The sequence below is a fragment of the Alteromonas sp. S015 genome (assembly GCF_036864485.1).
GTDB lineage: Bacteria > Pseudomonadota > Gammaproteobacteria > Enterobacterales > Alteromonadaceae > Alteromonas.
Genome location: NZ_JAZETO010000005.1, coordinates 156,537 through 181,680 on the forward strand (window position 1 = coordinate 156,537; position 25,144 = coordinate 181,680).

The window sequence follows — 25,144 nt, forward strand, 5'->3', positions numbered from 1 at the left end:
AATGATTACTAAAGTATTGTCTTCAATATACAGTTGGATAATTTTAGTTGTATTGGTTATTCTTGTAATTACTGCTAATTCCTTCTATGTGGTTAGTACGCTAAATGACCTTTCTGCTTTGGAGGCGCGACTTTTCACCACTAATCGTGTCATCAATGCGGTTAACCGCCTCCATGTTGCTGTGCTTCGCGTGGAGTCCGGCCAACGAGGTTACATGCTGACAGGCGATGAAAAATATCTTGCTGACTACAATGATACGCTGACTGTGTTAAGCGAACTAATGGAAGAAGTTGAAGTAAGTTCCTTCTCGTCAGGCATAGAAAAGCAAGCTGCGCGCATCGAGGATTTTCTTTCCCTAAGCAAAGAAAAAGTTAACGAAGTAATTGAAGCTGTTGAACTGTATAGAAGCGGTAAACAACAACAGTCGATACTTTTGGTTAACAGTGACAAAGGAATAAATTTATATAGGCAGTTCGATGACTTATTTAGAGAGATTGACGACTCTGAAAGGGATTTGCAAGGTACGCATTTAGCTAACCTGATGAGCCTGAGGCGAGACTCTGTTAACACGCTAATTATTTCCTCTGCGACAACTCTACTGCTGGTCATTACGGTGTTTTTACTATTAAAAATAAACTCCCGTGAGCATGAGAAGTATCAAGCCGATCTAGAGTCCGTTAACGAAGCCCTAGAATCTCGTATTGCAGATAGAACGCAGGAGTTAAGTGTTTATTCGGACGAATTGGCGCGAAGTAATAGAGAGCTGGAAGATTTTGCCTTTGTGGCGTCACACGATCTTCAAGAGCCCTTGAGAAAAATTCGGGCATTTGGTAACCGCTTGGAATCTGGCTACAACGATGTGATAGACGAACGCGGCAAAGATTATCTTGCGCGCATGCTAAATGCAGCAGAGCGGATGTCTATGCTGATTTCTGACCTTCTCGCCTTCTCTCGTGTTTCCACCCGAGGTAAGGAGTTTGACGACGTTAATCTAGGCACTGTAGTTGATAGCATCATAGATGATTTGGAAATCGCTATCGGCGAAAAGTCCGCACAAATAAATGTTAGCGATATGCCGACTATTCGCGGTGACAAATCTCAATTAGAGCAGCTGTTTTTAAACTTAGTGTCTAATGCACTGAAATTTCAGAGCGAGGGAGTGAGACCAGAAGTAACGATATCTGCAAGGGACGCAACGGAAGACGAATCGAAAGACATTCTGCTTGCTGAAGAATATGACTGGACAAAAATAACCGTATCAGACAACGGCATAGGTTTCGAACAATCGTTTGCAGAAAAAATATTTGCCCCTTTTCAACGCCTCCACGGTAGAAGTGAATACAAAGGTACGGGTATCGGGCTTGCCGTTTGTCGTCGCATTGTTGAACGACACAATGGACAAATAACCGCAGTTAGTTCCCCCGGCAACGGGGCAACGTTCTCGATAATAATGCCCAAAAATAGTGAACCGTTTAGTTCTAACAACAATAATGGAGAAACACACAATGACGCGTAAACAAACTCAACCTATTAATATACTCATGGCGGACGATGACGAAGACGACCGCTTACTTACTGTAGACGCGCTGAAAGAGAGCCGCGTTCTGAATAATCTGTTTTGTGTTGAAGATGGTGTGGAATTATTAGAGTTTCTTCGACATGAAGGGAAATATACAGATCCTGCATCGGCACCCAGACCTAGTCTTATTTTGCTAGATTTAAATATGCCAAGAAAAGACGGTAGAGAGGCCCTGCAAGAGTTGAAAAACGACCCCAAGCTTCGCAGTATTCCGGTGGTAATTCTCACCACATCTAAAGAAGAAGAAGATATGCTTCGCGGTTATGATCTAGGTTGCGCATCTTACATTACAAAGCCCGTGAACTTTGAAGGATTGGTTGAACTAATGCGCGCGCTAGGGCGTTACTGGATAGAGTTCGTGGAATTACCACACGAGTAAACAAATTTGGGGTAGTTGAATGTTTGACAACCCAAAAAACGTTGCTCAATCAAGCTAAAAAATACCGCATCGGTAAACGAGGTACTAGATGTCAGAGGTAATAAAGATTTTATTGGTAGAGGATGATGAAGATGATTACTTCTTGACCTCTGATTATCTAGCGCAGTGCGAGTCGCCCACATTCGAGTTGACGTGGGTGACAAATAGTTTGGACGCCGTAGACGCATTAAAGACACAAAGTTTCGACCTGTGTTTGTTAGATTATTTACTGGGTGCCGAGAACGCGATTGATGTACTGGGCGTTTTAAAATCTAACCAATTTAATTTACCCGTGGTGATACTTACCGGACAGTCGGATGCAACCGTCGATGAAATGGTTATGCGAGCAGGTGCCGCAGACTATTTGCAAAAATCGGAAATTGAATCACCGCGATTTATGCGCACGATCAGATACGCCATGGTTCGCCGGGATATCGAGAACGAGCGAATTGAGCGAAACAAAGTAGAGCAAAAGAACAAGGCCAAAGATAAATTTCTTGCTCATTTGGGGCACGAACTTCGTACGCCCCTCACCTCAATTCTTGGCTACACCGAACTACTTATAGACGACGCGCGAAACAGCCCTTTTCAACAAGAGTTATCTATTATTCACTCCAATGGCAAGCACCTGTTAAGCCTACTCAATGATTTGCTAGACATGTCGAGGATAATGGCAGACAAACTTGAACTCAACATCAAAGAAGTGAACTTAAGCGCGTTTTTAACGGACATACATTCATTAATGCGTTTGAACGCTAAAGACAAGGGGCTTAGCCTTCACGTCGTTTCAAATACAAAAATACCTGAGTTCATTCACACGGACCCTACCCGTCTGCGTCAGGTTTTGCTGAACCTAATTTCGAATGCCGTGAAGTTTACGGATAAAGGCAGTATCACGCTGACTATCTCTGTAGAGGAGCCGACTGAAAACAATTCGAATCAAACACAGCTGCAATTTTCAGTCGATGATACAGGTATTGGTATGCCGCCTGATAAGCTCATCAATATTTTTCAGCCTTTTGAGCAAATAGAGGATGTGATGCGCGCCAATCATGGCGGTGCGGGACTGGGACTCGCTATTTGCAAAGAGCTTGTTACTAAACTGGGCGGAGACATTGATGTTACGTCTCGTTTAGGAGAAGGCAGTACGTTTTCGTTTAATATAAACCCTGGTGATGTATCCACACTTCCTCGTGTAAACCTTGAACTGGGCCAAATTCAACCTGTCGAATCGAGTAGTATCGATTTGAACGTGACTGGGCGTGTATTGATTGTTGATGACTTACGAGAAATTCGACGGCTAACCGGTCACCTTGTGAGTCAATCTCAAGCTGACATTAGCTACGCTGAAAATGGCGTAAAAGCGTTGGAAGCGGTATTGCAGGCAGATGAACACAATCAGCCCTTCGATCTGGTTTTAATGGATATTCATATGCCAGTGATGAATGGCATAGAAGCACTTCATGCAATTAGACGGCATGGGCAGAATATTCCAGTGATCGCCGTCACAGCAGCAAGTCGTAAAGGGTTAAGAGAATCGTTAATTCGCGAAGGATTTAATGATGTAATTGGAAAGCCGATTGACCGTTTTGCACTCGCTAGCTTGCTTTCGCAATACCTTCCGCCGGGTAATCTCGTAACATTTACCAACGTGGAAGCGCAAGTTGCAGATATGCCAATCAACAAGCCGCATGCGCCAGAAGACGAGACCTCTTATCAAGGGCATACCGCTAACACTTCGGCTGAGCTACAAGCACAATCTCCCGATTCAAACGATAATTCAGATGAATCTGCCAAAAAGCACATACTCGTTGTTGAAGACGATGAGGATGCGGCAGAGCTTTTGCAATTGTTTCTTTCACACTTGGGTCATAGCGTTATCACTCAGTACAGCGGTGCCGAAGCATTACAGGCTGCAGAAAACCAGAGTTTCGATCACATTCTAATGGACCTCACCCTTCCCGACTACGATGGTTACGACTTGGCGACTGAGCTCAGGCAAAAGCTACCCGATGCCATTCTCACTATTGTAAGTGGTCACGAGGCAGACTCTGAAGCTATGACATCCATAGGCATCAATAGCGCATTACTCAAACCTGTCACGAAAGATGATCTAGCGTCTGTGGTAGGCTAGAAATTTTAATTTTGTCGCTGCTAACCATTAAAGAAAGTGAGGGGTTGAGCGGCTTATTATCAAGACCAAGAAAATATTACAGACGCAAGACATCACAGTGTGTGAGACTTGCACATAAATATCTATTCAAACAACATTAAAACAAAAATAAAACATATAAATCAAAGGGATAATAATTTGGTATACCAGTTGCAGCTTTCCTTGTGAACCCAAAATATTAAGGAGAGTATTATGGCTACACAAACTTCAGCTAAATCGCAAACAGTTAAAACTAACGGTGCAAATGGCGTGGCTGAGCCGAATCACCCAGTAACGGATCAACTGAAAGATTCTCTTCATGCGTCAGTCGACAAATTAGCAGATAGTGCAAGCATTGCAGAGGAAAATATCCGTCGCACTGCAACATCGTCTGCAGAGAATATGTCAGCACGAAAGCGTCTTGCGCAACAGAAGTGGCAAGCTTCAAAAGTACGTAAATATGCCATTGAAAACCCAGTAGCGACTGCGGGTATCGCTTTCGCAGCAGGGATGTTAGTGACATCACTTTTACGTAAGAAGTAATACGATGACAGCACCAGATTTTCGAAGAGCAAATTTTAATTTGTGTGAAGAAAATCCCTTTCGCCTGACGCCACCCTCGGCGCAGGCGAATCTTTATGTCAAAAGCATTGGTGACGATGCAAACGCTGCATCGACAGACTCAGGGCAATCGGCGCAACAGAATACGTCGGAACAAAATTATCCCGATCCATCATTTTCGGATATTTTCTCGGCATTTGGCGAAGCGTTTACTCAGCGAAAAGCACAGGTTTTCGCACTTTTGGAGCTCACAAATAGTGAGTTAATGCTCATAAAGAAGAGTTTCTTTGTCACAGTATTCGCATGTTTAGCGGCATTTGCCGTGGGCACAGTATGTTGGCTCATTTTAAACATTGCCATTGGCGCTATACTTTACAGTATAGGAGTTAGCTATGTAGTAGTCCCACTTGTGTTGCTCGCATTAAACAGCCTAGTAGCTTTTGGACTGTTTAAACTTGCCCAAAATTCATTCAATTACCTGAGCTTTAGCAGACTCATTCAAACGTGGCGACGCGTATTCGAATAAAGAAAGTTTCAGCATTGCGCAAAGCTTCGGCCAATAGTGAGAAAAGCAATGAACATTTTTTTAAAAGCCAACATAAAAGATATTGCGCAAAAAGAGCATGCTTATTTTTCGCAAAAACATCATGCAGATGTTGCGCTTACGCAAGCGAAAAGGCAATGTAAACTCATGATGGGTAAGCCCGATACATTACTTGGCATCGCGGCCATTGGCGCATACAAAGGTGCAGTAGACGCAAAACCCAAAGCAAAACGTAACCAAGCCTTAATAACATTAGGTAGAACTGCGTTACTGTCACTATTTCAATGATCACAGTACTAAGGAATATGTGAGATGAACAACAAAAAGAATATGAAGAAAAGTCGTACGATACTAGCCTGTGTTAGTACGGCGTTTAGCCTTGCAATAGTAGGTTGTTCATCGACCCCTGTAGCAGCCCCTACCCCTTACAAGTCGGCGAATACTAAAGCGGCCTATGGCTATTCCAGCGAAAAGATAGCTGAAAACGAATACAAAATTCTTTTCAAAGCAACAGATAAAACGGCTGCTGACAAAGTTCAGCAATATACCCTTTACAGGGCAGCGGAAATTGCGCAAAAACAAGGTTTTACTTATTTAGCTATTGTTAAAACCAACGTAGATAAAAAGCCAGTTTTAGCTCGTGAAATTATGGCAAATAACGAAGAACCTGCTGCATTTCAAACAAATACGCAGTGCACCATGTCAGGTTGTGATGAAGTCGCTCAGCCGATGGCAGTCCCAAGCTCAAACGATGTCGTGAAAACTCAGATTAACGACATCTACTTTACTATTAATGTAAAGATGGCGAATGATAAAATTCAACTGGGCAAAAGCGCTTTCTCTGTCTTAGACATACTTTCGGAGCCTCTAGCGTCCAAAAATGGAAACTAAGTGAGCATCATCCTACTCACCTACACGAAAACACCAGTTTTTTAATAGAAATGCTTTTCGGTACCTAGGGCCTGTTGATTTTTGTTGTACATCAAAGTTCAACAGGCCCTAGTTGGCATTACTGAAAAGCATCGCTCTAATGCATGGAGAAACAGAGGTATGATTCAAAGCCTATAACCAGTGCAATAGTCTTTATTTCTTTTTCAGTGGTGAGTTATAGGCCACTGATTGGCTGCACTCATTACTTTTCTACAAATTGTGCCGGTGTCGTATTAGTTTCTTTTAAAAAGCGTCGATGATACTGCCGCTACCAAACCACTACCTTTAATTTTTGGCTAGCTTCCATACACTGAGCGTCTCAAGAAAAGCCAATTAAGGACCTGCAAAGTTGAGTGGTTCCATTCCTTCGCATACAAGTAACACATAAGTTTGGGCATAACTCACTCAATATCAATGAAGTAATACAACAATAATGCGCGCTTACTTAAATGACAAATAAGACGTGCATAGCTCTTAAACTAGCATACCGTGGGACATTTCACTTTTAATGACCCGTTAATCTTCTATTAATGCTGTACAAAAGTCTCCTTCATCGTAGCTAGCTATCATTAAGTTCATGAACTGTAGAGCAGATTTATAGACCTCTATCAACAATGTGATACAGGTTCTGCTCTAGGCAAACGAATCAGTAAATAACAAATATTTATTTTGCATATGACTAAGGAGTCAGACGATGAAAAAGCTAAACACGTTAGTAACAAAAGCAACCTTTGTAGCAACCACCGTCATGTTAGTAACCGGTTGCAGTGCAGTGGCAAAACCACAAATGACGCATTCAGCTAAACCTAATGTACCGGCGTTAAAAGCTAAAGCGCTGGACAACGCACTACTTTATTCAGATGAATGTATTACTGAGCGAGAGGTGGTAGCCGCACAACAGAAGTGGGGTGATGGCATAGTGCGAATTGGTGCAGTGTTTAGTAACGACGGTGATTACTCCGGCGAGGCCGCAGATTTCATACAAGCTATGTACGGTTACGACTTAAGCAGCGTGCTGTTTAAACCAACGCTTGCTGCCAACGACCAGTTCCGCTCAAGCTTTGACGCTGCACTTTCTTACTTTGTTGGTGGTAATGACGCTTACGAAGAAGACAAAGGCTTTGCAATAAAGCCTTACACGAATGTGAAATTCGACAATGTGGGTATTATCAACAACAGCTGTCGAATGGCTGTTGCCATGGGTAACTACTTCTTTACTGACACAAAAGGTGGCGAAACGAAAGTGGAATATACCTTTGCCTATGTTAAAGATAGTGACGGCGACCTGCGTATTGTTGCTCACCAATCCTCATTGCCGTACAAACCAAACAGTAACTAAATAGTCCTTAGCCCTTCAATTCTTAAAAGTGAGAGGGGCATAACACTCTCCCTTTACAGGCAAAGCGTTCCTTCTCTTTCACTTCGCCTCTTTTTTATTTTCAATGAGAAAAGCTACGTACGCAAACGAATTGTGACGCCATCACGAACCACAACCTCGCTCTCACGTTCTTCGGAAGCGGGTAAGATCCAAACAAGAACCCAAACAAAAGGCCCTTAATACGCTTTGAATAAAATTGGGAGACAAGGGTCTGCCTCAATCATGTAAAAAATGCATTCGTACGTGTAATCGTGACGTTAATTAACTGCAGATACGGTCTAGCAACCATAGAAAAATCAGAATATATAGATATATTTCAAATACTTATAAAACAGGCACGGAGATAGCATTAGTTAATGTGAAAGTAACGGAAGCAATTCGAGGATTAAGTTATGTTAGGTTGGGCAATCACATTTTTTATCATCGCCATTATTGCAGCAGTTTTTGGTTTCGGTGGCATCGCAGGTGCAGCAACAGGTATCGCACAATTTCTGTTCTTTGTGTTTATCGCGTTGCTCGTAATTTCACTTATCGCAAATGCGCTACGTGGAAAAGCACCAAGAGCATAAAAGTAAAAAGTATTTAAATAGGAAAAAGGAGTAAGGATATGTTTTCATTTAAGAACCTTTCAAAGGTACTAGTAGCATCAGCATTTGCACTATCACTAGCAGCATGCGGTGACGGTGAAGCCGAAGACGCAGGCGAAGAATTAGACGAAATTGTTACCGATGCAGGCAATGCCGTTGAAGACGCTTGTGAAGATGTGAAAGAAGGCGTAGACGCTGAAGATAAAGACTGTTAATCACGTTTTTATCAAAAAAAGGGTCAGACAATGTCTGGCCCTTTTTGTATTTGTCGTCGAAAACGCTTAACCTGACTGTGTTGGTTAAGACACTTCCTCACCACCTAACTCACGGGCAAGATCGTCGAGTAAAGATAGCGTGGAATCAAACTCACCAAGCCTATATCGGTATTTTACGCTCACGTGATGATCAGAGCGCCCAAACTTCACTTTTAGCCCTTCAGCATCAATATGCTTAACGGTATTAAAAAACCGATAAGCAAACATTTCTGTTTCAAATTGAAACTCAACACTGTTTTCCATATAAGCTTTCCGTTTAAGCGACAATTTCAGGATGCGCTTCAATGACTGAAATAACCCGTTGAAGGTAATGGTTATCTGCTTCGCTTATCGAATCGTACGATAACCAGTCTGCAAGAATGTCGGGGGGCGCTGCTGCCTCACCTTGTTCCAACTTAGCTGTCATCATTTGTAACTGTACGCTAGAGCGTATAGATGCATCTGCATCAGGGCTTGGCATACCAGTTGCGACTTCCAAGGCTACCGTTAACCATTGTCTGTCGTGCTGAGTTGTTTCATTTCCAGTAGACTGACCTAATACGCTCGCCCAACGCTTCCCTAACGTTTCAGCTAGAGACTGCTCATCACCACTTCCCTCACCTACACTAAGCTGTAGTAAAGAAATCAGAGCCTGAGCCCGCGCCAATAGGGCTTGAGATTGCGCATTTTTAACTTGCGCAGCACGCTTACTTTCAAGTGAATCTATCTTTTTCTCAACTTGTGTACGCTGCGCTCTAGGCAAGTCGGTAAACTGAGCACGAATGTCATTTATTGATTGACCGAACGTGATATTATCGCTGTTTATGTCAATAGCTTCCACTTGCTTAAGTAGCGAATCTACTAACGCATTAAACGCATTGTTCTGGACTTTGCGCTCAGCTTTTAAACGTTCAAACACAGTATCATTTGCGGCTTTAAATTCTGCCCACAACTTGCTTTCTTCGCGTTTACCTGCGTGGCCTACTTCCTTCCATTGACTTTGCAGTTGCTGAGCTTTGTCGGCAGCGTCAGCCACATCATCTTGCAACGAAAGTTGACGAGCCTGAGCAACCAGCGCACGCTTTTGTGTTTGGTTGTCATTCTGCCATTGATTCACTTTAGCTTGAATTGGCGATGACACCGCCTTCCACTCTTGCTTCAGTTGCTCATATATTTCACGCTCAACTTGACCAGTACCATGCCACTGTTTAGAAACTCTATCAAAAGCCTTCACTAACTCAGCTTCCGGCATGTTAATGTCCATTGCCTTCACCGTAGCGATAATCGATATGCGCTGTTCACGCGCAGCGGCCCGCTGTGCGTCTAACTTTGCGTAATGCGCTCTACAAGGCTCGAAGGCCTTTTCAAGTGCATTATCAAATTGCTGTTGTAACAACATATCTTCACTGCTTTCTTCACTATCAGACGAAGACGACGTTAAAGATAACCATTGCTTGCGCAGATACTTAATAGCTTCACTTCTCTGCTTTATGTTATCGACATCGGCATTTGCCAGCGCGATTGCTTCTTCCACAAGCGCTGGCTTTCGCGGCGCAGCTAGGTAATCCTGCCACCCTTCTAGGCGCGACACATCAGCTGCCGTTTTCTCAAAGCGCTTTTCCACATACTTTTTCGCTGAATCTGGCAGCGCAGAATAACTTACCTGAAGCTTTGTAAACTTAGAAATTGCAACGCGAAACTTACCCTGGGCAATTAAGTTGTCGATAACACTAATGTGCTTTCTAATGTGTTTTACTTGCTCATTTTCTTTGGATTTTTGAGCACGATCTTTGGCATTTACACTGCTTGTCGCTGCGTTAAAACGTTTAGACAACACCTTAGGAATGGCATCGACTTCGCGACTAAGCGCTTTGTACGCTTGACGTGCTTCGTCAAACTCCGCTTTAAGAGCCACTACGCTGCTGTTTTGTGCTTCATCACTACCGTTTACTTGACTTAAATCCTCAGTCGATGCGCTAGCTTCTTCAACACTCACGTCACGAGTACCTTTATCCGACCCGCTATCGTTTACCGATACGATCTTAGCGGCAATATCTTCAAGCAACTGAAGTTTAATTAACAGCTTCTGACCGTATTGTTGCTGCATAGAAAAGCGATCAAGCTGCGCATTTAGTCCGTCGACAACGCGCTTGATCTCCGTAATTCGCTTATCGATAGCAGATTCTTTATCTAAACGCGCTAGCTGCTCAAGGGTTGCTTCAACACCACGTACGCTTTCATTAACCGTTGCAACATCAGCAAGTGTCGCTTCACAAAGCCGGTTATTATACAGCCAGGCAACCTGCTCTTTGGCGTAAGTCAGCTGCTGCTCGCACAAAGCTTTGGTATTGGCACGTTGCGACGCTTGTTGCTTTTCTTCCCATGCAGGGCGAATACGGCTTAAATATCGCTCAAGCTGCTCACCTATACGGGCGCGCTTTTCTTCGTATTCAGCGCCGTCTTCTGGAGTGAGTAAATCAATTTGAGCAAACAGCCCTGTCAACTCGCTCTCCAGCTCATTGCGTTTTTCATCAATAGTCTCTACATCTGACTTGTCGAGTAAAGCCTGATATTTAGACAGCACCAAAGTAAGCTGTTTTTTGAGCTCTACCGGGCGCTTTGCAGCCTCTTTGATAGCATCGATCCGCGCACTAATTTGCGTAGTAAGCGCATCGTCTGACACTTTCTTAGCAAGCTTCTGCAAGTCCGATACGTCTGAATGAGCATTAATTAGCTGGGTTTGCAGTTGGGTACTCGCACCTTCTAAGAAAACAAACTGAGTAAAAGACGGCTTCCCCACTTTTTCAATTAGTGCGTTAGCTAAGTCGTCGTCTTGTAAAAGCGTAGGCTCTTTTTTCAATATTTGTGGTGTTAACTGCACCACTAAATCAGCGCTGGCCGTTTCAGTTAAAAAAGAGAACTTCTCTTGACGGGAAAGTGTCACATCACCCTCACCCAGTAGTGCGGCGTTTACCTTTTTTTCAGCGGTTTTTTTAACGCGAGACTGCTTGGCAATTTGCGACATTTTAAGCCACAACACAAAGCTATTTAGCTTTTCAAGTGCGGCCAAACTGACATTTGCATCTTCGTCATTAAATGCCAGTTCGTGAAGAATTGTTTTTTCCTGTGCCTTGTCGGGAGAAAGACTCTCGATCGCCTGCATCCGTTTTTCAGGCTTTGGGCTTTGGTGTGAAGGCGCAAATATACGACTAAATATCATCCTGTTTAAACCGCGCTATTGTGTTTTCATTTTCCTGCTCATCTCGTAACGAGCGTTTAAAGTCGGCTTTGCTCTTATGAACAATCTCGCCGCTTTCACCTACTGTCATATGCTCAGAGGATTTTTCTATTTTCGCTTGATACAGCATTACGGCCTGCATGCTGCTTGCTTTTTGCTCTTCGTTTAAAGGCGTACCGTCAGGCCACCTACCTGTTTCAACAGCCTGGCGCAGACGCTCGTATATCTCCGGCGTCATACTGGATAATAGTGCTTCTATATTCATTTAGGAAAAACGCTTTATGTAAACAATTCGCGCTCGGTTTACTAAGTACCATACAAAGCCAACCACAGCGCCCAAAATAGCTAAATTATGTTGCAAGTCACCTGGACGAGTTCCGCCCCAATACATAAAACCAAAACTGGCAACAAATATCAGCATAGCAAGAAGCGATTGGTTCTGGATACTGGCTAATTTTTTAAATCTTTGTAAGCTTTGTTTGCGCTCTATATCTTCTGAAGTCGCATCTCCGATTTTAAAATCGCAGTGAGGACACGTCTTAGCTTTATCAGACGTTTTCTTGTTACATGAAGGACAGTCAACTAATGCCATATGTTGCTCCTATTTATTGGGTGCGAAATGGAAATGCGCTATACGCCTTTAAGCGAGTAAGCATTTTTACGCGGATGGGTATCATACTTAAGTTCATCACAACAATGAAGTCGATTCTGTGGATTAACCTTATCGCCATAAAACAAAAATGCGCAGGGTGTTAACTTTTGTACAAAGTTCACCGCTACGCATTTTTATCTGGTGACCGACTTGCCTTTTCTCTCAATAAAACTCAAGAAAAGACAATACTCACCTTATTTTTTATGTCGAGACCAGTAGTCGTTGACGGTTTCCTTCATCTCTTTACAAAGCAACATGATGCCGAACAGGTTTGGCAAGGTCATTACCACGATAGCCACAGCTGAAAGTGCCCAAACTAATGTGGTGTCAGAGAATGCTGCCCAAACGAAACCAGCGACATAGATGACGCGATACGGCATTACCGAACGTGGACCAAACAAATAGGTCATGGCGCGGTCACCGTAATATGACCAGGCAATGGCGGTTGAGAAAGCGAACAACATAAGGCCAATTGACACGATATATTGACCAAAATCGCCAAAGAAACCACGGGTAAAGGCAATGGTAGTAAGCGCTGCTGAGTGAACCAGCGACTTACCGCTTACTTCAAGATTCTCTTTAACCGGTTTTCCGTCGACAATCTTAAGCGTGCCGGTAAACAAGTCTTCACTGCCTACTGCGTACTTTACGTCTTCTGCTACAGACCTAGCGTTAAGCAGAGTAAAACCATCGCTTACCGCCGTGCCGTTAACAACGGTAATTGAACCCGTGTAAGGTTCAACTACGTTACCTTCAATCTCGTTTAGATAGCCATATAATTTATCGACATCAGCTTGGTTGGTATCGTCGTATTTTCCTGCCACGAAATACATATCGGAACGATCGAACACGTTTTCGTGTTTTTCTTTCCACACGCCTGACGACAGAATAACCAAACCCGTTACAGTACAAATTAAAATAGTGTCGATGAAGGGTTCAAGCAGTGACACCATACCTTCTGACGCAGGCTCTTTCGTTTTTGCTGCTGCGTGGGCAATAGGCGCAGAACCTTGACCCGCCTCGTTTGAAAACAGGCCGCGGTTTACACCACGGTTAAATGCATAAGCTAACGACGCCCCTAAGAAGCCACCTGCGGCTGCTGAACCGGTAAACGCATCACCAATAACTGCCGCAAATGATGGACCGATATTTTCTAGATTAGCGAAAATAACGGCAAGGGCACCAATAAGATAAATAACAGCCATGACTGGAACAACGCGCGCCGTAAACGCTGCAATGCGTTGGATACCACCAAGAATGACCAAGGCTAGAAGAATACCCAGTACACTACCTACTACCCACGGTTCAAAACCAAAAGTGGCTTCAATACTCTGCGCAATACCGTTACTTTGAGGAAGGTTGCCGGTACCAAATGAACTGACTACCGTTGCAACAGCAAATGCAACCGCTAACCACTTCATGTTTAAGCGACGGTCCATATAATACATGGGGCCACCCGCCATGGTGCCGTCTTCCGTTTTTACGCGGTACTTATGCGACAGGGTAACTTCTACAAACTTTGTCGTCATACCCAAAAAGGCCGTTACCCACATCCAAAATAGTGCTGCGGGGCCGCCAAGGAAAATAGCAAAAGCAACACCTGATATATTACCTGTACCTACCGTGCCAGACAGTGCGGTAGTTAGCGCGCGAAAGTGCGTGGTGTCACCAGGGTCGCTCTCCTTATCAAACTTACCAGTAACAACCTGCCAAGCGTGTTTAAAGAAACGAATTTGCGGAAACTTAAGATAAACCGTAAAGAAAAGACCTACGCCTAACAGTACATAAGGAAACCAGAACGCGCCCCCTAAGAAACCATCGAGCATAGTTAGAAAACCATATAACCCTTCCAACGTTATTCCCCTTTTTTATTATGTTTAATTGTTGTTTTATTTTGATAATTAAAAGGCCTCTTATTGTCGAGGCCTTTTTTGCGGAAGCTTTTGCTTCCTTATTTCTATTTTATTGCTCCGGTGCTTTTAGCTTTTTAACAACTGCATTCACACCAATAAGTAAATCTTCACCTAGCTGACGGCTGCGCTGTACCGACCAACCGTAAATGTCGTCTGGTACATCAGCGTTATCTTTAAACGGCATTTCTACTGTGTACGCCATACACTTGAACTTCTCACCCACCGCATTTGACGCTACAGTCAGATTAGCCTTACCCGGCTCGTCTTTATCGTAGCCAAACTCGTCTTGAAACTCTGGCGTTGCACTTAACAGTGCATCTTTGAACGTATTTTCAAGCATTTTGATGGTGTCATTGTAGCTTGGGTTACCCTCACTTCCTGCGACAAAGTTGTAGGGCAGTGCCTCATCACCGTGCAAATCAAGATACATGTCTACACCAATTTCGCTCATTGCGTTAAGTACGTAAAGTACTTCGGGGCTTTTTTCTTGCGATGGTGTCGCCCACTCGCGGTTAAGATTGGTTCCTACAGCATTAGTGCGCAGGTGACCACGTGCACTGCCGTCTGGGTTCATGTTTGGCACAATGTAGAAAACAGCATTATCAAGCAACTGTCGCGCCAAACCATCTTGCTCGTCGAGCAGACGGTAAATAATACCTTCTGCACACCACTCGGCCATGGTTTCGCCAGGGTGTTGACGTGCCGTGATCCAGACTTTTTTCTTCTCTGGTGTTTCTTCACCGATAACCAGCATAGACATATCACGGCCATCAAGGGTAAGGCCTAAGAATTTGTGCTCGCAAAGTAGTGACATTTGCGCGTCGTGCACGAGATCAAGGTGACGTTCGTAGCTGTAAGGAATGAAATACGCGAAGTACACGCTTGGCTGTTCTAGCGTTAGTGAGAACGTAAGGTTGTCACCGTCAAATTCACTAGGAATTCTAAACCAAGTTTGACGGTCGTAAGACGCGAGAACGTTATATCCCTTCCAACCTTCTGGATATGCTGATTTTGCCAAATTACCAATGGTCATTGTGTGAGTTACAAAAGTTTCGCCCACTAAACGAAAATGGAACCACTGAGCAAATTCAGATTGGTTGTCGTTGGGAATAGTTAGACGGATATCGTCTGGTGATTGTGCGCTAACAACTTCAATGTTACCGCTGTCGAATTGACTGGAAATATGCATAGACTGTCGTTTTCCTCATTATTTGAGCGCTAATTTAGCATAGACGTAAACACAAATTCCACGCGTACAGCGGGTTTTGTACTATCGAAAGTATACAAAATGTTTACACCATCAAAAAACCGACCACTTAGGTCGGTTTTTTATACAATTCTTAAAATGCGTATTACTTAAAGCGGCAACGTAGGGAAGCTTAGCCCTGCCATATCACGAACTACGCGCAATACCTGACAGCTGTAACCAAACTCGTTGTCGTACCACACATATAGTGTCAGGCGGTTATCTGCGGCGATGGTTGCCTGAGAGTCAACCACAGACGCAGCGCGAGAGCCGACTAAATCTGTAGATACAATCTCTTTACTTGCGGTGTAGTCAATTTGATGTTGAAGCTTCGAAAACAGCGCTGTGTCACGCAAAAACTCATTTACCCCGATGCGATCTACCTGCGTTTTAAGATTTAGGTTCAAAATCGCTAACGATACGTTAGGCGTAGGTACGCGGATAGCATTACCGGTAAGTTTACCTGCCAGTTTCGGGTACGCTTTGGCAACTGCTTTCGCAGCGCCCGTTTCGGTAATAACCATATTAAGTGGCGCGCTACGTCCTCGACGGTCACCTTTGTGGTAGTTATCAATAAGGTTTTGGTCGTTGGTGTAAGAGTGAACGGTTTCAACGTGACCGTTTTCAATGCCATATTCTTCGTCTAGCGCTTTAAGTACCGGCGTTATCGCGTTAGTCGTACAGCTTGCAGCAGAAACAATTGTATCTTCTGGTGTGACTTCTTCGTCGTTTACACCGTGCACAATGTTCTTAATGTCTCCTTTACCAGGGGCTGTAAGAATGGCTTTCGCAGCGCCTTTAGCTTTGAGGTGAAGGCCTAGGCCATCGCGGTCACGCCAAATACCCGTATTGTCTACAATGATGGCGTTATCGATGCCATATTGAGTGTAATCCACTTCATCTGGGCTGTTGGCATAAATGACTTGAATGTACGAACCGTTTGCTTTTAGCGCGTTTCGCTCGTGGTCAACGGTGATGCTGCCGTTGAACGGCCCATGCACAGAATCGCGGCGCAGTAAGCTTGCGCGTTTTTCTAGGTCACCATCGCGCCCGCCACGGACCACAATAGCACGTAAGCGAAGCTTATTGTTTTTACCTTGGCGCTCAATAAGCAAGCGAGCAAGTAAACGACCTATACGGCCAAACCCATATAGTACAACGTCCTGAGGTTTCTGATCGTCCTCTTTGTCGGCAACGTCGTTTAGTTTTTCGTTAAGGTAGGCCGTAAGGTCGCTGTTGTCGACCGCAGAACCGTAGTGAAAATCAAACGCTAATTTACCTATATCAATTTGAGCCGGGGCCAGTTTCATACTGCTCAGAGCTTCTAAAATTGGAAAACTCTCGCGTAGGCGTAGCTTAATACCTTCGTGCAGACGTACTTTGCGGTGCGCTTTAATAACATCAATAGCGCTGGCGTTCAGTAACGAGCGTCCATAAACTGAAATTTCAACGGCCTTATTGCGGTACAACTTACCAATAAGGGGCAACATCATTTCTGCGTATTCCTGACGCTCTTGCCAGCTGCTTTGTAATTCCTGCTCATACTGTTGATTCATGCTTCTGCCTTTATCGATATTAATTTAACGGTTGTCGTCGTTGTAAGCGCAGCCTATCTTTCACTAGTACAAACGCTCTCAACTTATCCTAATTACGCGTCAGCTTTTTATTATTTTTAGGGTACACTAGGTGAGTTTTCGCCTGACGGTGACGAGCGCTATCTTAAATAAACAAGCTAGGAAGACCAAATTGTCAATAATTTTCAAAACCTCTATAAAAACGCATGTAACAGAGAGTTTATTTGGTAAGTTTCCAACAAAAAGTTGTTTAACGACGGTATGTCTTGCAATAACGACAGTATTGACTGGTTGTGGCGACCTTTTCGAGCCGACTATCAGTGAAATTTGTGAATCTCACAGCGAGATTTGCTCAGATTTGAATTTGGATGCACGTTGTCGCGCTGAACGCGCTGAAATTATTCGTCTACGTTATTACAACGCAGATTCAAAAGACGACGCTTACAAATACCCTCTCCTTCTCAGCTTCGAAGAATACTTAAGTTGTGTTGAAGTCGTCCAGCATATCGAACACGTTAAACGCAAAGACAATGAAGCTTCAAGACTAAAAGGTGTCATGACTGCTCAGCGTGAAATTAAACGCCTAAACCGTGAAACGAAGGACTCGCTTGACCCTTATCTTTCGTTCTATCACTGGACACGTCATAACGACAACGATGCTTTTCATCGCTTTGAGCGCTATGTGGCTAGCAACCGCGTTAGCGACCCTAAGCTATTGGTCGCCATGGCCTCTGTTCTTATAAAAACAGACCAGAAACGAACAATAAAAACCTTGTATCGCGCGCTAAGTTTATATACTGATAGCGAAAACATTGATGTCGGTATCTTCCACTCGCTCGCGTCTATGGGAATGGATATGGATAACTATCGTCTTGCCTACGTTTGGTATGGCGTGGCGGAAGAATATGATAAGAGGCTTAACGACACTCTGCGCGTGCAGCTGGGCCAACAACACAATCTTCCAGTAGACGTTCTCGATAACATCGTTGAGGAGATAGTCAGCAGTCTAGATAGCGGCACCTTCAACGCGGTTTCATTAAAACTCGATAAACTCTGATTTTTTGAAACTCAATTACACAATTTTATTCATATTATGAATAAGAAAAACGCCATTTATGGTGTTTTTTTGGGGGGCAAGTTGCTCGACGCTTCGCGCAAGGTTAAATTTTAACCAGATGTTTACCTTAATTCTGTGCGCACCTCGGTTAGGGCACTTTGATCTATCACCTTTTAACCTTTAATTTTTGTATTATCCTTACCCTTAAACGTCATAGACAACGAATTCACACAGTATCTTTGACCTGTTGGCGCTGGGCCATCGGGAAATACATGTCCTAAGTGCGAACCGCACTGCTTACAAAAAATCTCAACTCTGCGCATACCGTGACTTAAGTCTTCTCTGTAGTTTACGTTACCGTCATCGAGCTGCTTATAGAATGAAGGCCATCCACAACCTGCGTCAAATTTAGTATCGGAGGGAAATAGTGGCGCCTCGCAGCACTTACATACGTATAAACCTTCTCGCTGCTCGTCTAGCAAGACCCCCGTAAAAGGCCGTTCAGTACCTGCTTCGCGGCAAACATAATATTCTTCGTCGCTAAGCTGGGTTTTCCAGTCTTTTCCTGCCATTGATTCGTTCGCTTTTTTACCTGTGGACATAACTTACCTCTTAAAACAAAAAAGGTGTATTTGAAAACAAATACACCTTCATTTAGTTTACGCTCAATTATGAGCGCGTGTAATTCTATTTATCTCGTACTACTTTTTGATAGCGGTTTGCGGTCGTGCAGGATCACTCCACTCAATGTGATACTTTTTCCCCGCTGGTTTATCTACACGCTGATAGGTATGTGCGCCAAAGTAATCGCGCTGCCCTTGCAGCAAATTAGCTGGTAGCACAGCAGTGCGATACGAATCGTAGTAGCTAAGCGCTGACATCATTGCAGGGCAAGGTACGCCAGCCAATGTTGCCTGAGCAATAGACTCGCGCCAATCAGCTTGATATTGAGTAATTTGCTCTGCAAAAAATGGATCCATAAGCAGATTAGCTAAATCTTCATTATTCTCGTAAGCTTGAGAAATAGACTGAAGAAATACAGCGCGAATAATACAGCCTGCACGCCATATTTTAGCGATTTCACCAAACTCTAAGGTCCAGCCGTGTTCCTTGCCCGCCATTGCCATTAGCTGAAAACCTTGTGCGTACGCACAGATTTTAGAGCAATAAAGCGCTTGTTCCAGCTTATTAATGATAGACATTTTCTCGTCAGCGCTAAATGTCGGTGTATCAGGTCCTGCAAGCAATTTGCTCGCTGCTACGCGCTCGTCTTTCAAACTTGAAATGCTGCGTGCGAATACTGCAGAAGTGATGGTCTGTGCAGGGCTACCTACTTGCAATGCACTTACTGCAGTCCAAAGGCCTGTACCTTTTTGACCCGCTCTGTCTAAAATGACGTCAACCAATGGCTGTTGTGTTTCAGGGTCCATTTGTTCGAGCACTTCAGCGCTAATTTCCATCAGATAACTATTTAGCTTACCTTCGTTCCAGCGACGAAACACCTCTGCAATTTCAGCTGGCGCCATGTGCAGCGCTTCGCGCATTATATGGTAAGTTTCACAGATTAGCTGCATGTCTGCGTACTCGATGCCATTGTGCACCATTTTTACATAGTGCCCTGCCCCCACCGGACCGATATAGGTCGCGCATGGCTCACCCTCTAGCACCGGCTGGCCTGGGGTGTGGCTTTCCAAGGGTTTACCCGTTTCAGGGTCAACCTTTGCAGCGATAGCTTTCAGTACTGGCTCAATGCGAGTCCACGCGTAAGGGTTACCGGATGGCATCAAAGATGGCCCGAAGCGCGCGCCTACTTCACCACCTGACACGGCGGTAGAGAAGAAGATAAATTTACCTTTGTACTGCTCTTCACGTGCTACAGAGTCTGTCCACAAGCTGTTACCAGTATCAACCACGATATCGTCTGCGTGAATACCGGCATCGATAAGGTGATTACAAACATGATCAACGGGATCGCCAGCAGGCACAGAAATAATAATAAGATGCGGGGCTTTTAACTTGCTTAAAAGCTCGGTGTAAGAACTGCAGCCTTCAACTCGAGGCTCAGTATTTTCGGCTCTTTCACTTGCGTCTTTGGCAAGAATAGACTCAACTTTGTTTTGGTCTAAATCGAAACACGCTACACGATAGCCATGGTCTACTAGGTTCATGGTAAGGTTACTACCCATCACCCCTAAACCAATAAAACCAATATCACACGACTTGTCTTCGTGCGAATTACCACCTTTCTTTTGCATAGGAACACCCTCACATTTCAGATGGCTGCGCATGATACCACCAGAAAGAATAAAGAACAGTCTAAGCTTACAATTTAGTGCGTGCTGGTGTAATTGTCACCAACGGTAAACATTAACGGGTTCGACAGCGTATTATGACCGATATTTTACTACGCTTATTATATGTAGTGAGCGCACGGGCACTCACCCTGTACAAAATTCACACAAAGGTAAAGACTTTGTTTCTCATCTGTCTGCCCTGCTTATTCACCTCTTGGTAGCAAGCTCCGTTTTACCTTTGTCTGTGAAATATTGTTCTTACACACTAAATCTTAATAAACATCAGCCCTTGTTAACGCCACGGGGTTATCCCGAAAACTGAGAGAAGCTAAACAAGGTAAGCGATCTGCTGGCCTGTAAAAACACTTTTTGAATACAAATTGACGGTTGCTCTTCGAGGGAACTGTAGCGTGTATCAAGATGCATTGTCCATCCACCTCTCGGTATGACAGAAGGCAAATGAAACCGCACGTCACTTTCGCTTGCATTTACACATAAGAACCAATGCTCAGGCTTTTGATCGCCCATTACACAACCTTTTATTTCTACACCAAACGCTTTGTTGTGGTGTGCATTCCAGTCTTCTGACGCCTTGTCAGAACCATCGGGCTTATACCAGTTTATTTCTTTCACGTTCCGCGACAGCGTAAAAGTATCATCATGCAGCTTTAATTCACTTAACAGCAATGATGACTGACGCAAACGGATAACGTACTGACAGAAGCTCAGGAAATCTTGCTTGCGCTTGTTTAATTCCCAATTCATCCAGCTAATTGGATTATCCTGACAGTAGGCATTGTTATTGCCATTTTGGGTGCGGCTTAGTTCATCCCCGCCCAGAATATGCGGTGTACCTTGGGAGAAAATCAGGGTTGCGAATAGATTGCGCTTCTGGCGTTCACGAGTAGCAAGAATTTGCTCATCATTCGTTTCCCCCTCAATACCATAATTAGCAGAAAGGTTGTGCCCATGGCCATCACGGTTTTCTTCTAAATTATCGAGATTATGACGTTCGGCGTAGGTCACCATATCGTGCAGCGTGAATCCATCGTGGTAGGTCACGTTATTCACCGACGTACTGATATGTCGATGACCTTTGTGAAAGATATCTCGTGAGCCCATCAAGCGTGTAGCAAAGTCAGCTGTTACCCCGTCATCGCCCCGCCAAAAAGCGCGCACGGTATCGCGATATTTATCGTTCACTTCTAACCAAGGTGACGGAAAGTTTCCGACTTGATAGCCGCCGGGACCAATATCCCATGGTTCAGCTATCAACACCTTTTCTTTTAAAATAGGATCGCTCCTGATAGCTCGTAACAACCCTGATTTTTTGTTGAATTCTTGCGGCTCTCTGCCCAAACATACTGCTAAGTCGAAGCGGAAGCCGTCCACACCAATAACGGATACCCAATGACGCATAGCATCTAAAATGAGACCCATCATAAATGGTTGTGCTGTATTTACCGTGTTACCACAGCCAGAGTGATTGGAATAAACCAGTTCTCCATTCTTTGTTTGTTCAAGCAAATACGCTTGGTAAGGGCAGAAACCCTTGTAGGATAAAATGGGGCCGCCAACGCCTGCCTCTGCAGTATGGTTAAATACTACATCAACGATTACCTCTAATCCGGCAGTGTGATAAGCGTCAACCATAGACTTCAATTCAGCAAGGGCATCTGATACTCCGTAACGAGGCTCTGGCGAAAAAAAGTTAACCGGATTATATCCCCAATAATTGGTCAGGCTTTTCTCTGTAATAAATGGTTCAGGCATGAATGAGCACAAAGGCATAAACTGCACCGTTGTTACGCCTAATGCTTTTAGATGCTTGATTACGCTCGGGTGTGCAGCACCTAAAAATTTTCCCCGGTGTTCTTTAGGAACATCTGGATGGCGCTTTGTGAGACCTTTAACATGCGCTTCATAAACGATACGCTTGTGTTTCGGGATAGCAGGCGCGCTAACATGACTGGGCGCGTAGCCCTTGTGGTCAATCACAATACTTTTTGGGATCATAAACTGAGAGTCGTGTTTATATTGCCTAGCATCCCATTTTATTGCGCGGCTAATTTTCTTGGCGTAAGGATCGATAAGCAATTTGTCGGTGGGTACAGCATGTAAACCACCCTCCCCACGCTCTACGCGATAACCATAGTACTGCCCTGCCTTAACACCGCTAAAGTGACCGTGCCAGACATCACCGGTCTTCTCAGGTAAAGCGTGCTCGCTTATGGCCTCTTCCGTGTCACTATTAAAAAAACACAACACAACCGCCCTTGCGTCGGGAGCGTACACGGCAAAATTACAACCATCTTCTGTAATAGTTGAGCCAAGTGGGTGGGCTTTACCCATTCCACTTTCTACAATTAGTGCGGTGTCTCGAATTTCGTTCACTACGTTCTCAATCTATCTGTTCGCCAGAGCCTGAATTGCTAGGCGACTAATCCACATTGGTAACATAAAATACCGTAGCGAGCGGCGGTAAGGTAACCTCCGCCGAATGCGCACGCTCATTCCAAGGCATTTTCTGGGCCTTTACAGTCGACACAACTTCATAATTGCTGCCCCAGTAAGTACCGTCATCTGTATTAAGTGCCAGCGTAAGCGTGCATGCATCATCTACGCCTATTCTGAAATTTTTGCGTGGTACAGGCGTAAAATTAGACACCACGTACACTTTTTGTTTGGCGTCTTTCGACATTCTTACAAACGACACTACACTTTGGTCCGCATTATTGTGATCTAACCAAGCAAAACCGCTGGGTTCGTGATCCTGCTCATACAATGCGGGCGTCGTCGTATAGAGGTGGTTGAGCGCCTTATAAAGCGCTTGAATGCCTTTGTGTTTTTCGTAATCGAGCAAGTGCCAGTCTAAACTGCTGTCATGGTTCCATTCACGGGCTTGCGCAAGCTCATTTCCCATAAAGTTGAGCTTTTTGCCCGGGTGACCGTACATGAAACCCGCATAGCAACGTAGGTTAGCTGCTTGTTGCCATTCGTCGCCAGGCATTTTGTGCAACATACTGCCCTTACCATGCACCACTTCATCGTGCGAGATAGGCAGCACAAAGTTCTCGTCAAACGCGTAGACCATGCTGAAGGTAATATCACCGTGGTGATAGTTGCGGTATGCGGGGTCCTTCGCAATGTAGTGCAATGAGTCGTGCATCCATCCCATATTCCACTTAAAGCCAAAGCCCAACCCACCATCAAATACTGGGCGAGAGACCTTGGGAAATGACGTTGACTCCTCGGCAATCGTCATAGCGTCAGGGAAGTGCTTGTACACTTCTTCATTCATCCATTTAAGTAAGCTGATAGCCTCGTAATTCTCGTTACCACCATCCACATTGGGGATCCACTCACCGTCATTGCGTGAATAATCGAGATAAAGCATGGATGCCACAGCATCAACCCGCAATCCATCAACGTGGAATTTGTCTAGCCAGAACAATGCGTTCGCTACCAAGAATTGACGAACCGTGTCTTTACCAAAATCGTAAATGCAAGAATTCCAGTCTGGATGCCAGCCTTTTCTTGGGTCTTCATATTCATAAACGCATGAGCCATCAAATCGAGCTAAACCATGGCCATCTTCTGGGAAGTGCGCAGGTACCCAATCGATAATTACGCCAATACCTGCTTGGTGGGCTTTATCAACAAAATATTTGAAGTCGTCTGGGTTTCCAAATCTGCTGGTTGGAGCGAACATCCCTACTGGCTGATAGCCCCATGAACCATCAAAAGGAAACTCGGAAATGGGCAGCAACTCAAGATGTGTGTAGCCCATATCGCTAACGTAGTTTATTAGGTCATCAGCCAACGCTTTATACGTAAGATAGCGCGCATCACCTTCAATATCAGGACGTTTCCAAGAGCCAAGATGCACTTCATAAATGCTCATTGGGCTGTTGTACTTGCTCTCCTTTCTCTTTTCCATCCAAGCACTATCGTTCCACTCATAGGTATTGTGATTGTAGATTTTCGAAGCGTGGGAAGGGTATTGCTCTGCACTGAAGCCAAGAGGGTCAGCCTTATGAGGTAAGTCGTGACCATGCGCATCTTTAATATGATACTTGTAACGCTCCCCCTCTGCGAGTTCTGGTACAAACAGTACCCAGTATCCCATAGAGGTCTTTTCCATAGGATGCATGCGCGCATCCCAGTGATTGAAATCGCCAATGAGCGACACCGTACTCGCATTAGGCGCGAAAACACAGAACCTTACACCTTTTACAGCCTCGCCTTGTGATGATGTGAGTGTTAAAAGTTGCGCTCCCGCTTGCTCGTACAAGTTTGCAGGCTTGCTGTCGATGTAATGTACCGCATGATATGCCTGTTCAGAGAATTGATAAGGATCGATATAGCACTTATCGTCATTCAAGCCTTTGGCGATAACACGATAAACCTCACCTTGATATTCTTTATGCAGTGGTGTTTCAAAAAGACCATTTTTGGAGATAACGGTTACATTTGCTAGCGCTGCATTCTCCCATTTAATCGTTATTTCACTGGCGTTAGGGCGCCACACGCGAAGTATCGACTTTTGCTGTTTTTTAACTATACCTAAATGGGAAAACGGCTGAGAACATAATACCTGTTCAAACTGCTGCGCTAATTGCATTCACTACTCCTAGTAAAAACCCGCATGGCAGCGGGTTGAATTGAGAGCTTAAATGCGTGGTTCACATTTAAGCTCTATCAAGTACCGTCTTGGTACTTTATCTTACTCGTTTAAGTTACCTAGGCAACCGCCTAATATCATTT

General features: G+C 44.3%; 22 protein-coding genes. 11 read left to right on the plus strand and 11 right to left on the minus strand.

The genetic code is table 11. The annotated features are described in order from the left end of the window. The first annotated feature begins 1 nt into the window (after position 1). The 10 genes from V7R42_RS11190 (at position 2) to V7R42_RS11235 (ending at position 8,364) form a co-directional block, all read left to right on the plus strand. Positions 2 to 1,516 carry a sensor histidine kinase gene (locus V7R42_RS11190; protein WP_334020299.1) on the plus strand — a complete coding sequence of 505 codons (1,515 nt, stop codon included), beginning with the start codon at positions 2 to 4 and terminating at the stop codon, positions 1,514 to 1,516. Then, positions 1,506 to 1,958: a response regulator gene (locus V7R42_RS11195; protein ID WP_014949823.1), complete on the plus strand. Its 453-nt coding sequence runs from the start codon at positions 1,506 to 1,508 to the stop codon at positions 1,956 to 1,958. Before V7R42_RS11190 ends, V7R42_RS11195 begins: the two co-directional genes overlap by 11 nt. Before the next feature lie 88 nt (positions 1,959 to 2,046). Next, on the plus strand, positions 2,047 to 4,131 hold the full coding sequence (locus V7R42_RS11200; RefSeq protein ID WP_334020300.1) for a response regulator: 2,085 nt from the start codon (positions 2,047 to 2,049) through the stop codon (positions 4,129 to 4,131). A gap of 231 nt (positions 4,132 to 4,362) precedes the next feature. Further along, complete coding sequence (locus V7R42_RS11205; protein WP_334020301.1) at positions 4,363 to 4,692, plus strand: DUF883 domain-containing protein; 330 nt, start codon at positions 4,363 to 4,365, stop codon at positions 4,690 to 4,692. A 4-nt stretch (positions 4,693 to 4,696) separates the two neighbouring features. Next, positions 4,697 to 5,236: a hypothetical protein gene (locus V7R42_RS11210; protein ID WP_334020302.1), complete on the plus strand. Its 540-nt coding sequence runs from the start codon at positions 4,697 to 4,699 to the stop codon at positions 5,234 to 5,236. Positions 5,237 to 5,284: 48 nt separating this feature from the next. Next, positions 5,285 to 5,542, plus strand: coding sequence for a hypothetical protein (locus tag V7R42_RS11215; RefSeq protein ID WP_334020303.1), 258 nt, complete (start codon positions 5,285 to 5,287; stop codon positions 5,540 to 5,542). A gap of 24 nt (positions 5,543 to 5,566) precedes the next feature. Next, entirely contained in the window at positions 5,567 to 6,145 is a 579-nt protein-coding gene (locus V7R42_RS11220) for a CC0125/CC1285 family lipoprotein (RefSeq protein ID WP_334020304.1), read from the plus strand. A gap of 733 nt (positions 6,146 to 6,878) precedes the next feature. Further along, complete coding sequence (locus V7R42_RS11225; protein WP_334020305.1) at positions 6,879 to 7,523, plus strand: phosphoribosyl-AMP cyclohydrolase; 645 nt, start codon at positions 6,879 to 6,881, stop codon at positions 7,521 to 7,523. A gap of 431 nt (positions 7,524 to 7,954) precedes the next feature. Beyond that, positions 7,955 to 8,131: a DUF1328 domain-containing protein gene (locus V7R42_RS11230; protein ID WP_025255564.1), complete on the plus strand. Its 177-nt coding sequence runs from the start codon at positions 7,955 to 7,957 to the stop codon at positions 8,129 to 8,131. Between the two features lie 38 nt (positions 8,132 to 8,169). Beyond that, positions 8,170 to 8,364: a hypothetical protein gene (locus V7R42_RS11235; protein WP_014949833.1), complete on the plus strand. Its 195-nt coding sequence runs from the start codon at positions 8,170 to 8,172 to the stop codon at positions 8,362 to 8,364. An 84-nt stretch (positions 8,365 to 8,448) separates the two neighbouring features. Here the strand turns inward: V7R42_RS11235 and V7R42_RS11240 are convergent, their stop codons facing one another. The 7 genes from V7R42_RS11240 to V7R42_RS11270 all read right to left on the minus strand — a co-directional run bounded on the left by V7R42_RS11240 (position 8,449) and on the right by V7R42_RS11270 (position 17,008). Continuing rightward, positions 8,449 to 8,667 (minus strand): hypothetical protein, encoded by a 219-nt coding sequence (locus V7R42_RS11240; protein WP_334020306.1) that lies wholly within the window; start codon positions 8,665 to 8,667, stop codon positions 8,449 to 8,451. A gap of 13 nt (positions 8,668 to 8,680) precedes the next feature. Beyond that, positions 8,681 to 11,623, minus strand: a complete 2,943-nt coding sequence (locus V7R42_RS11245; protein WP_334020307.1) for a DUF349 domain-containing protein — start codon at positions 11,621 to 11,623, stop codon at positions 8,681 to 8,683. Beyond that, a complete protein-coding gene (locus V7R42_RS11250; RefSeq protein WP_334020308.1) occupies positions 11,613 to 11,906 on the minus strand; it encodes a YeaC family protein in 294 nt (97 codons plus the stop codon). Before V7R42_RS11250 ends, V7R42_RS11245 begins: the two co-directional genes overlap by 11 nt. After that, positions 11,907 to 12,233, minus strand: coding sequence for a zinc ribbon domain-containing protein (locus V7R42_RS11255; RefSeq protein WP_014949837.1), 327 nt, complete (start codon positions 12,231 to 12,233; stop codon positions 11,907 to 11,909). A gap of 254 nt (positions 12,234 to 12,487) precedes the next feature. After that, on the minus strand, positions 12,488 to 14,146 hold the full coding sequence (locus V7R42_RS11260) for an alanine/glycine:cation symporter family protein (RefSeq protein WP_334020309.1): 1,659 nt from the start codon (positions 14,144 to 14,146) through the stop codon (positions 12,488 to 12,490). Between the two features lie 109 nt (positions 14,147 to 14,255). Next, positions 14,256 to 15,395, minus strand: coding sequence for a M14 family metallopeptidase (locus tag V7R42_RS11265; protein WP_334020310.1), 1,140 nt, complete (start codon positions 15,393 to 15,395; stop codon positions 14,256 to 14,258). A gap of 167 nt (positions 15,396 to 15,562) precedes the next feature. After that, on the minus strand, positions 15,563 to 17,008 hold the full coding sequence (locus tag V7R42_RS11270) for a glyceraldehyde-3-phosphate dehydrogenase (protein ID WP_334020311.1): 1,446 nt from the start codon (positions 17,006 to 17,008) through the stop codon (positions 15,563 to 15,565). 190 nt (positions 17,009 to 17,198) lie between these two features. Here V7R42_RS11270 and V7R42_RS11275 point away from each other — a divergent pair, with 190 nt between their 5' ends. Continuing rightward, the gene (locus V7R42_RS11275) at positions 17,199 to 18,083 is read left to right on the plus strand and encodes a DUF2989 domain-containing protein (RefSeq protein ID WP_334020312.1); all 885 of its coding nucleotides are present in this window, start codon (positions 17,199 to 17,201) and stop codon (positions 18,081 to 18,083) included. Positions 18,084 to 18,256: 173 nt separating this feature from the next. Here the strand turns inward: V7R42_RS11275 and msrB are convergent, their stop codons facing one another. The 4 genes from msrB to glgB form a co-directional block, all read right to left on the minus strand. Continuing rightward, a complete protein-coding gene (gene msrB / locus V7R42_RS11280) occupies positions 18,257 to 18,685 on the minus strand; it encodes a peptide-methionine (R)-S-oxide reductase MsrB (RefSeq protein WP_334020313.1) in 429 nt (142 codons plus the stop codon). A 99-nt stretch (positions 18,686 to 18,784) separates the two neighbouring features. After that, positions 18,785 to 20,338, minus strand: coding sequence for an NADP-dependent phosphogluconate dehydrogenase (gene gndA, locus V7R42_RS11285; protein WP_334020314.1), 1,554 nt, complete (start codon positions 20,336 to 20,338; stop codon positions 18,785 to 18,787). Positions 20,339 to 20,683: 345 nt separating this feature from the next. Continuing rightward, positions 20,684 to 22,771 carry a glycogen debranching protein GlgX gene (gene glgX / locus V7R42_RS11290; RefSeq protein WP_334020315.1) on the minus strand — a complete coding sequence of 696 codons (2,088 nt, stop codon included), beginning with the start codon at positions 22,769 to 22,771 and terminating at the stop codon, positions 20,684 to 20,686. Positions 22,772 to 22,817: 46 nt separating this feature from the next. After that, positions 22,818 to 25,001: a 1,4-alpha-glucan branching protein GlgB gene (glgB, locus tag V7R42_RS11295; RefSeq protein ID WP_334020317.1), complete on the minus strand. Its 2,184-nt coding sequence runs from the start codon at positions 24,999 to 25,001 to the stop codon at positions 22,818 to 22,820. Between the last annotated feature and the right edge of the window lie 143 nt (positions 25,002 to 25,144).

What these genes read in the sequence shown, in the direction of transcription:
- V7R42_RS11190 (WP_334020299.1), top strand. Translation starts at nt 2, where the DNA reads ATGATTACTAAAGTATTGTCTTCAATATACAGTTGGATAATTTTAGTT.
- V7R42_RS11195 (WP_014949823.1), top strand. Translation starts at nt 1,506, where the DNA reads ATGACGCGTAAACAAACTCAACCTATTAATATACTCATGGCGGACGAT.
- V7R42_RS11200 (WP_334020300.1), top strand. Translation starts at nt 2,047, where the DNA reads ATGTCAGAGGTAATAAAGATTTTATTGGTAGAGGATGATGAAGATGAT.
- V7R42_RS11205 (WP_334020301.1), top strand. Translation starts at nt 4,363, where the DNA reads ATGGCTACACAAACTTCAGCTAAATCGCAAACAGTTAAAACTAACGGT.
- V7R42_RS11210 (WP_334020302.1), top strand. Translation starts at nt 4,697, where the DNA reads ATGACAGCACCAGATTTTCGAAGAGCAAATTTTAATTTGTGTGAAGAA.
- V7R42_RS11215 (WP_334020303.1), top strand. Translation starts at nt 5,285, where the DNA reads ATGAACATTTTTTTAAAAGCCAACATAAAAGATATTGCGCAAAAAGAG.
- V7R42_RS11220 (WP_334020304.1), top strand. Translation starts at nt 5,567, where the DNA reads ATGAACAACAAAAAGAATATGAAGAAAAGTCGTACGATACTAGCCTGT.
- V7R42_RS11225 (WP_334020305.1), top strand. Translation starts at nt 6,879, where the DNA reads ATGAAAAAGCTAAACACGTTAGTAACAAAAGCAACCTTTGTAGCAACC.
- V7R42_RS11230 (WP_025255564.1), top strand. Translation starts at nt 7,955, where the DNA reads ATGTTAGGTTGGGCAATCACATTTTTTATCATCGCCATTATTGCAGCA.
- V7R42_RS11235 (WP_014949833.1), top strand. Translation starts at nt 8,170, where the DNA reads ATGTTTTCATTTAAGAACCTTTCAAAGGTACTAGTAGCATCAGCATTT.
- V7R42_RS11240 (WP_334020306.1), bottom strand. Translation starts at nt 8,667, where the DNA reads ATGGAAAACAGTGTTGAGTTTCAATTTGAAACAGAAATGTTTGCTTAT.
- V7R42_RS11245 (WP_334020307.1), bottom strand. Translation starts at nt 11,623, where the DNA reads ATGATATTTAGTCGTATATTTGCGCCTTCACACCAAAGCCCAAAGCCT.
- V7R42_RS11250 (WP_334020308.1), bottom strand. Translation starts at nt 11,906, where the DNA reads ATGAATATAGAAGCACTATTATCCAGTATGACGCCGGAGATATACGAG.
- V7R42_RS11255 (WP_014949837.1), bottom strand. Translation starts at nt 12,233, where the DNA reads ATGGCATTAGTTGACTGTCCTTCATGTAACAAGAAAACGTCTGATAAA.
- V7R42_RS11265 (WP_334020310.1), bottom strand. Translation starts at nt 15,395, where the DNA reads ATGCATATTTCCAGTCAATTCGACAGCGGTAACATTGAAGTTGTTAGC.
- V7R42_RS11270 (WP_334020311.1), bottom strand. Translation starts at nt 17,008, where the DNA reads ATGAATCAACAGTATGAGCAGGAATTACAAAGCAGCTGGCAAGAGCGT.
- msrB (WP_334020313.1), bottom strand. Translation starts at nt 18,685, where the DNA reads ATGTCCACAGGTAAAAAAGCGAACGAATCAATGGCAGGAAAAGACTGG.
- gndA (WP_334020314.1), bottom strand. Translation starts at nt 20,338, where the DNA reads ATGCAAAAGAAAGGTGGTAATTCGCACGAAGACAAGTCGTGTGATATT.
- glgB (WP_334020317.1), bottom strand. Translation starts at nt 25,001, where the DNA reads ATGCAATTAGCGCAGCAGTTTGAACAGGTATTATGTTCTCAGCCGTTT.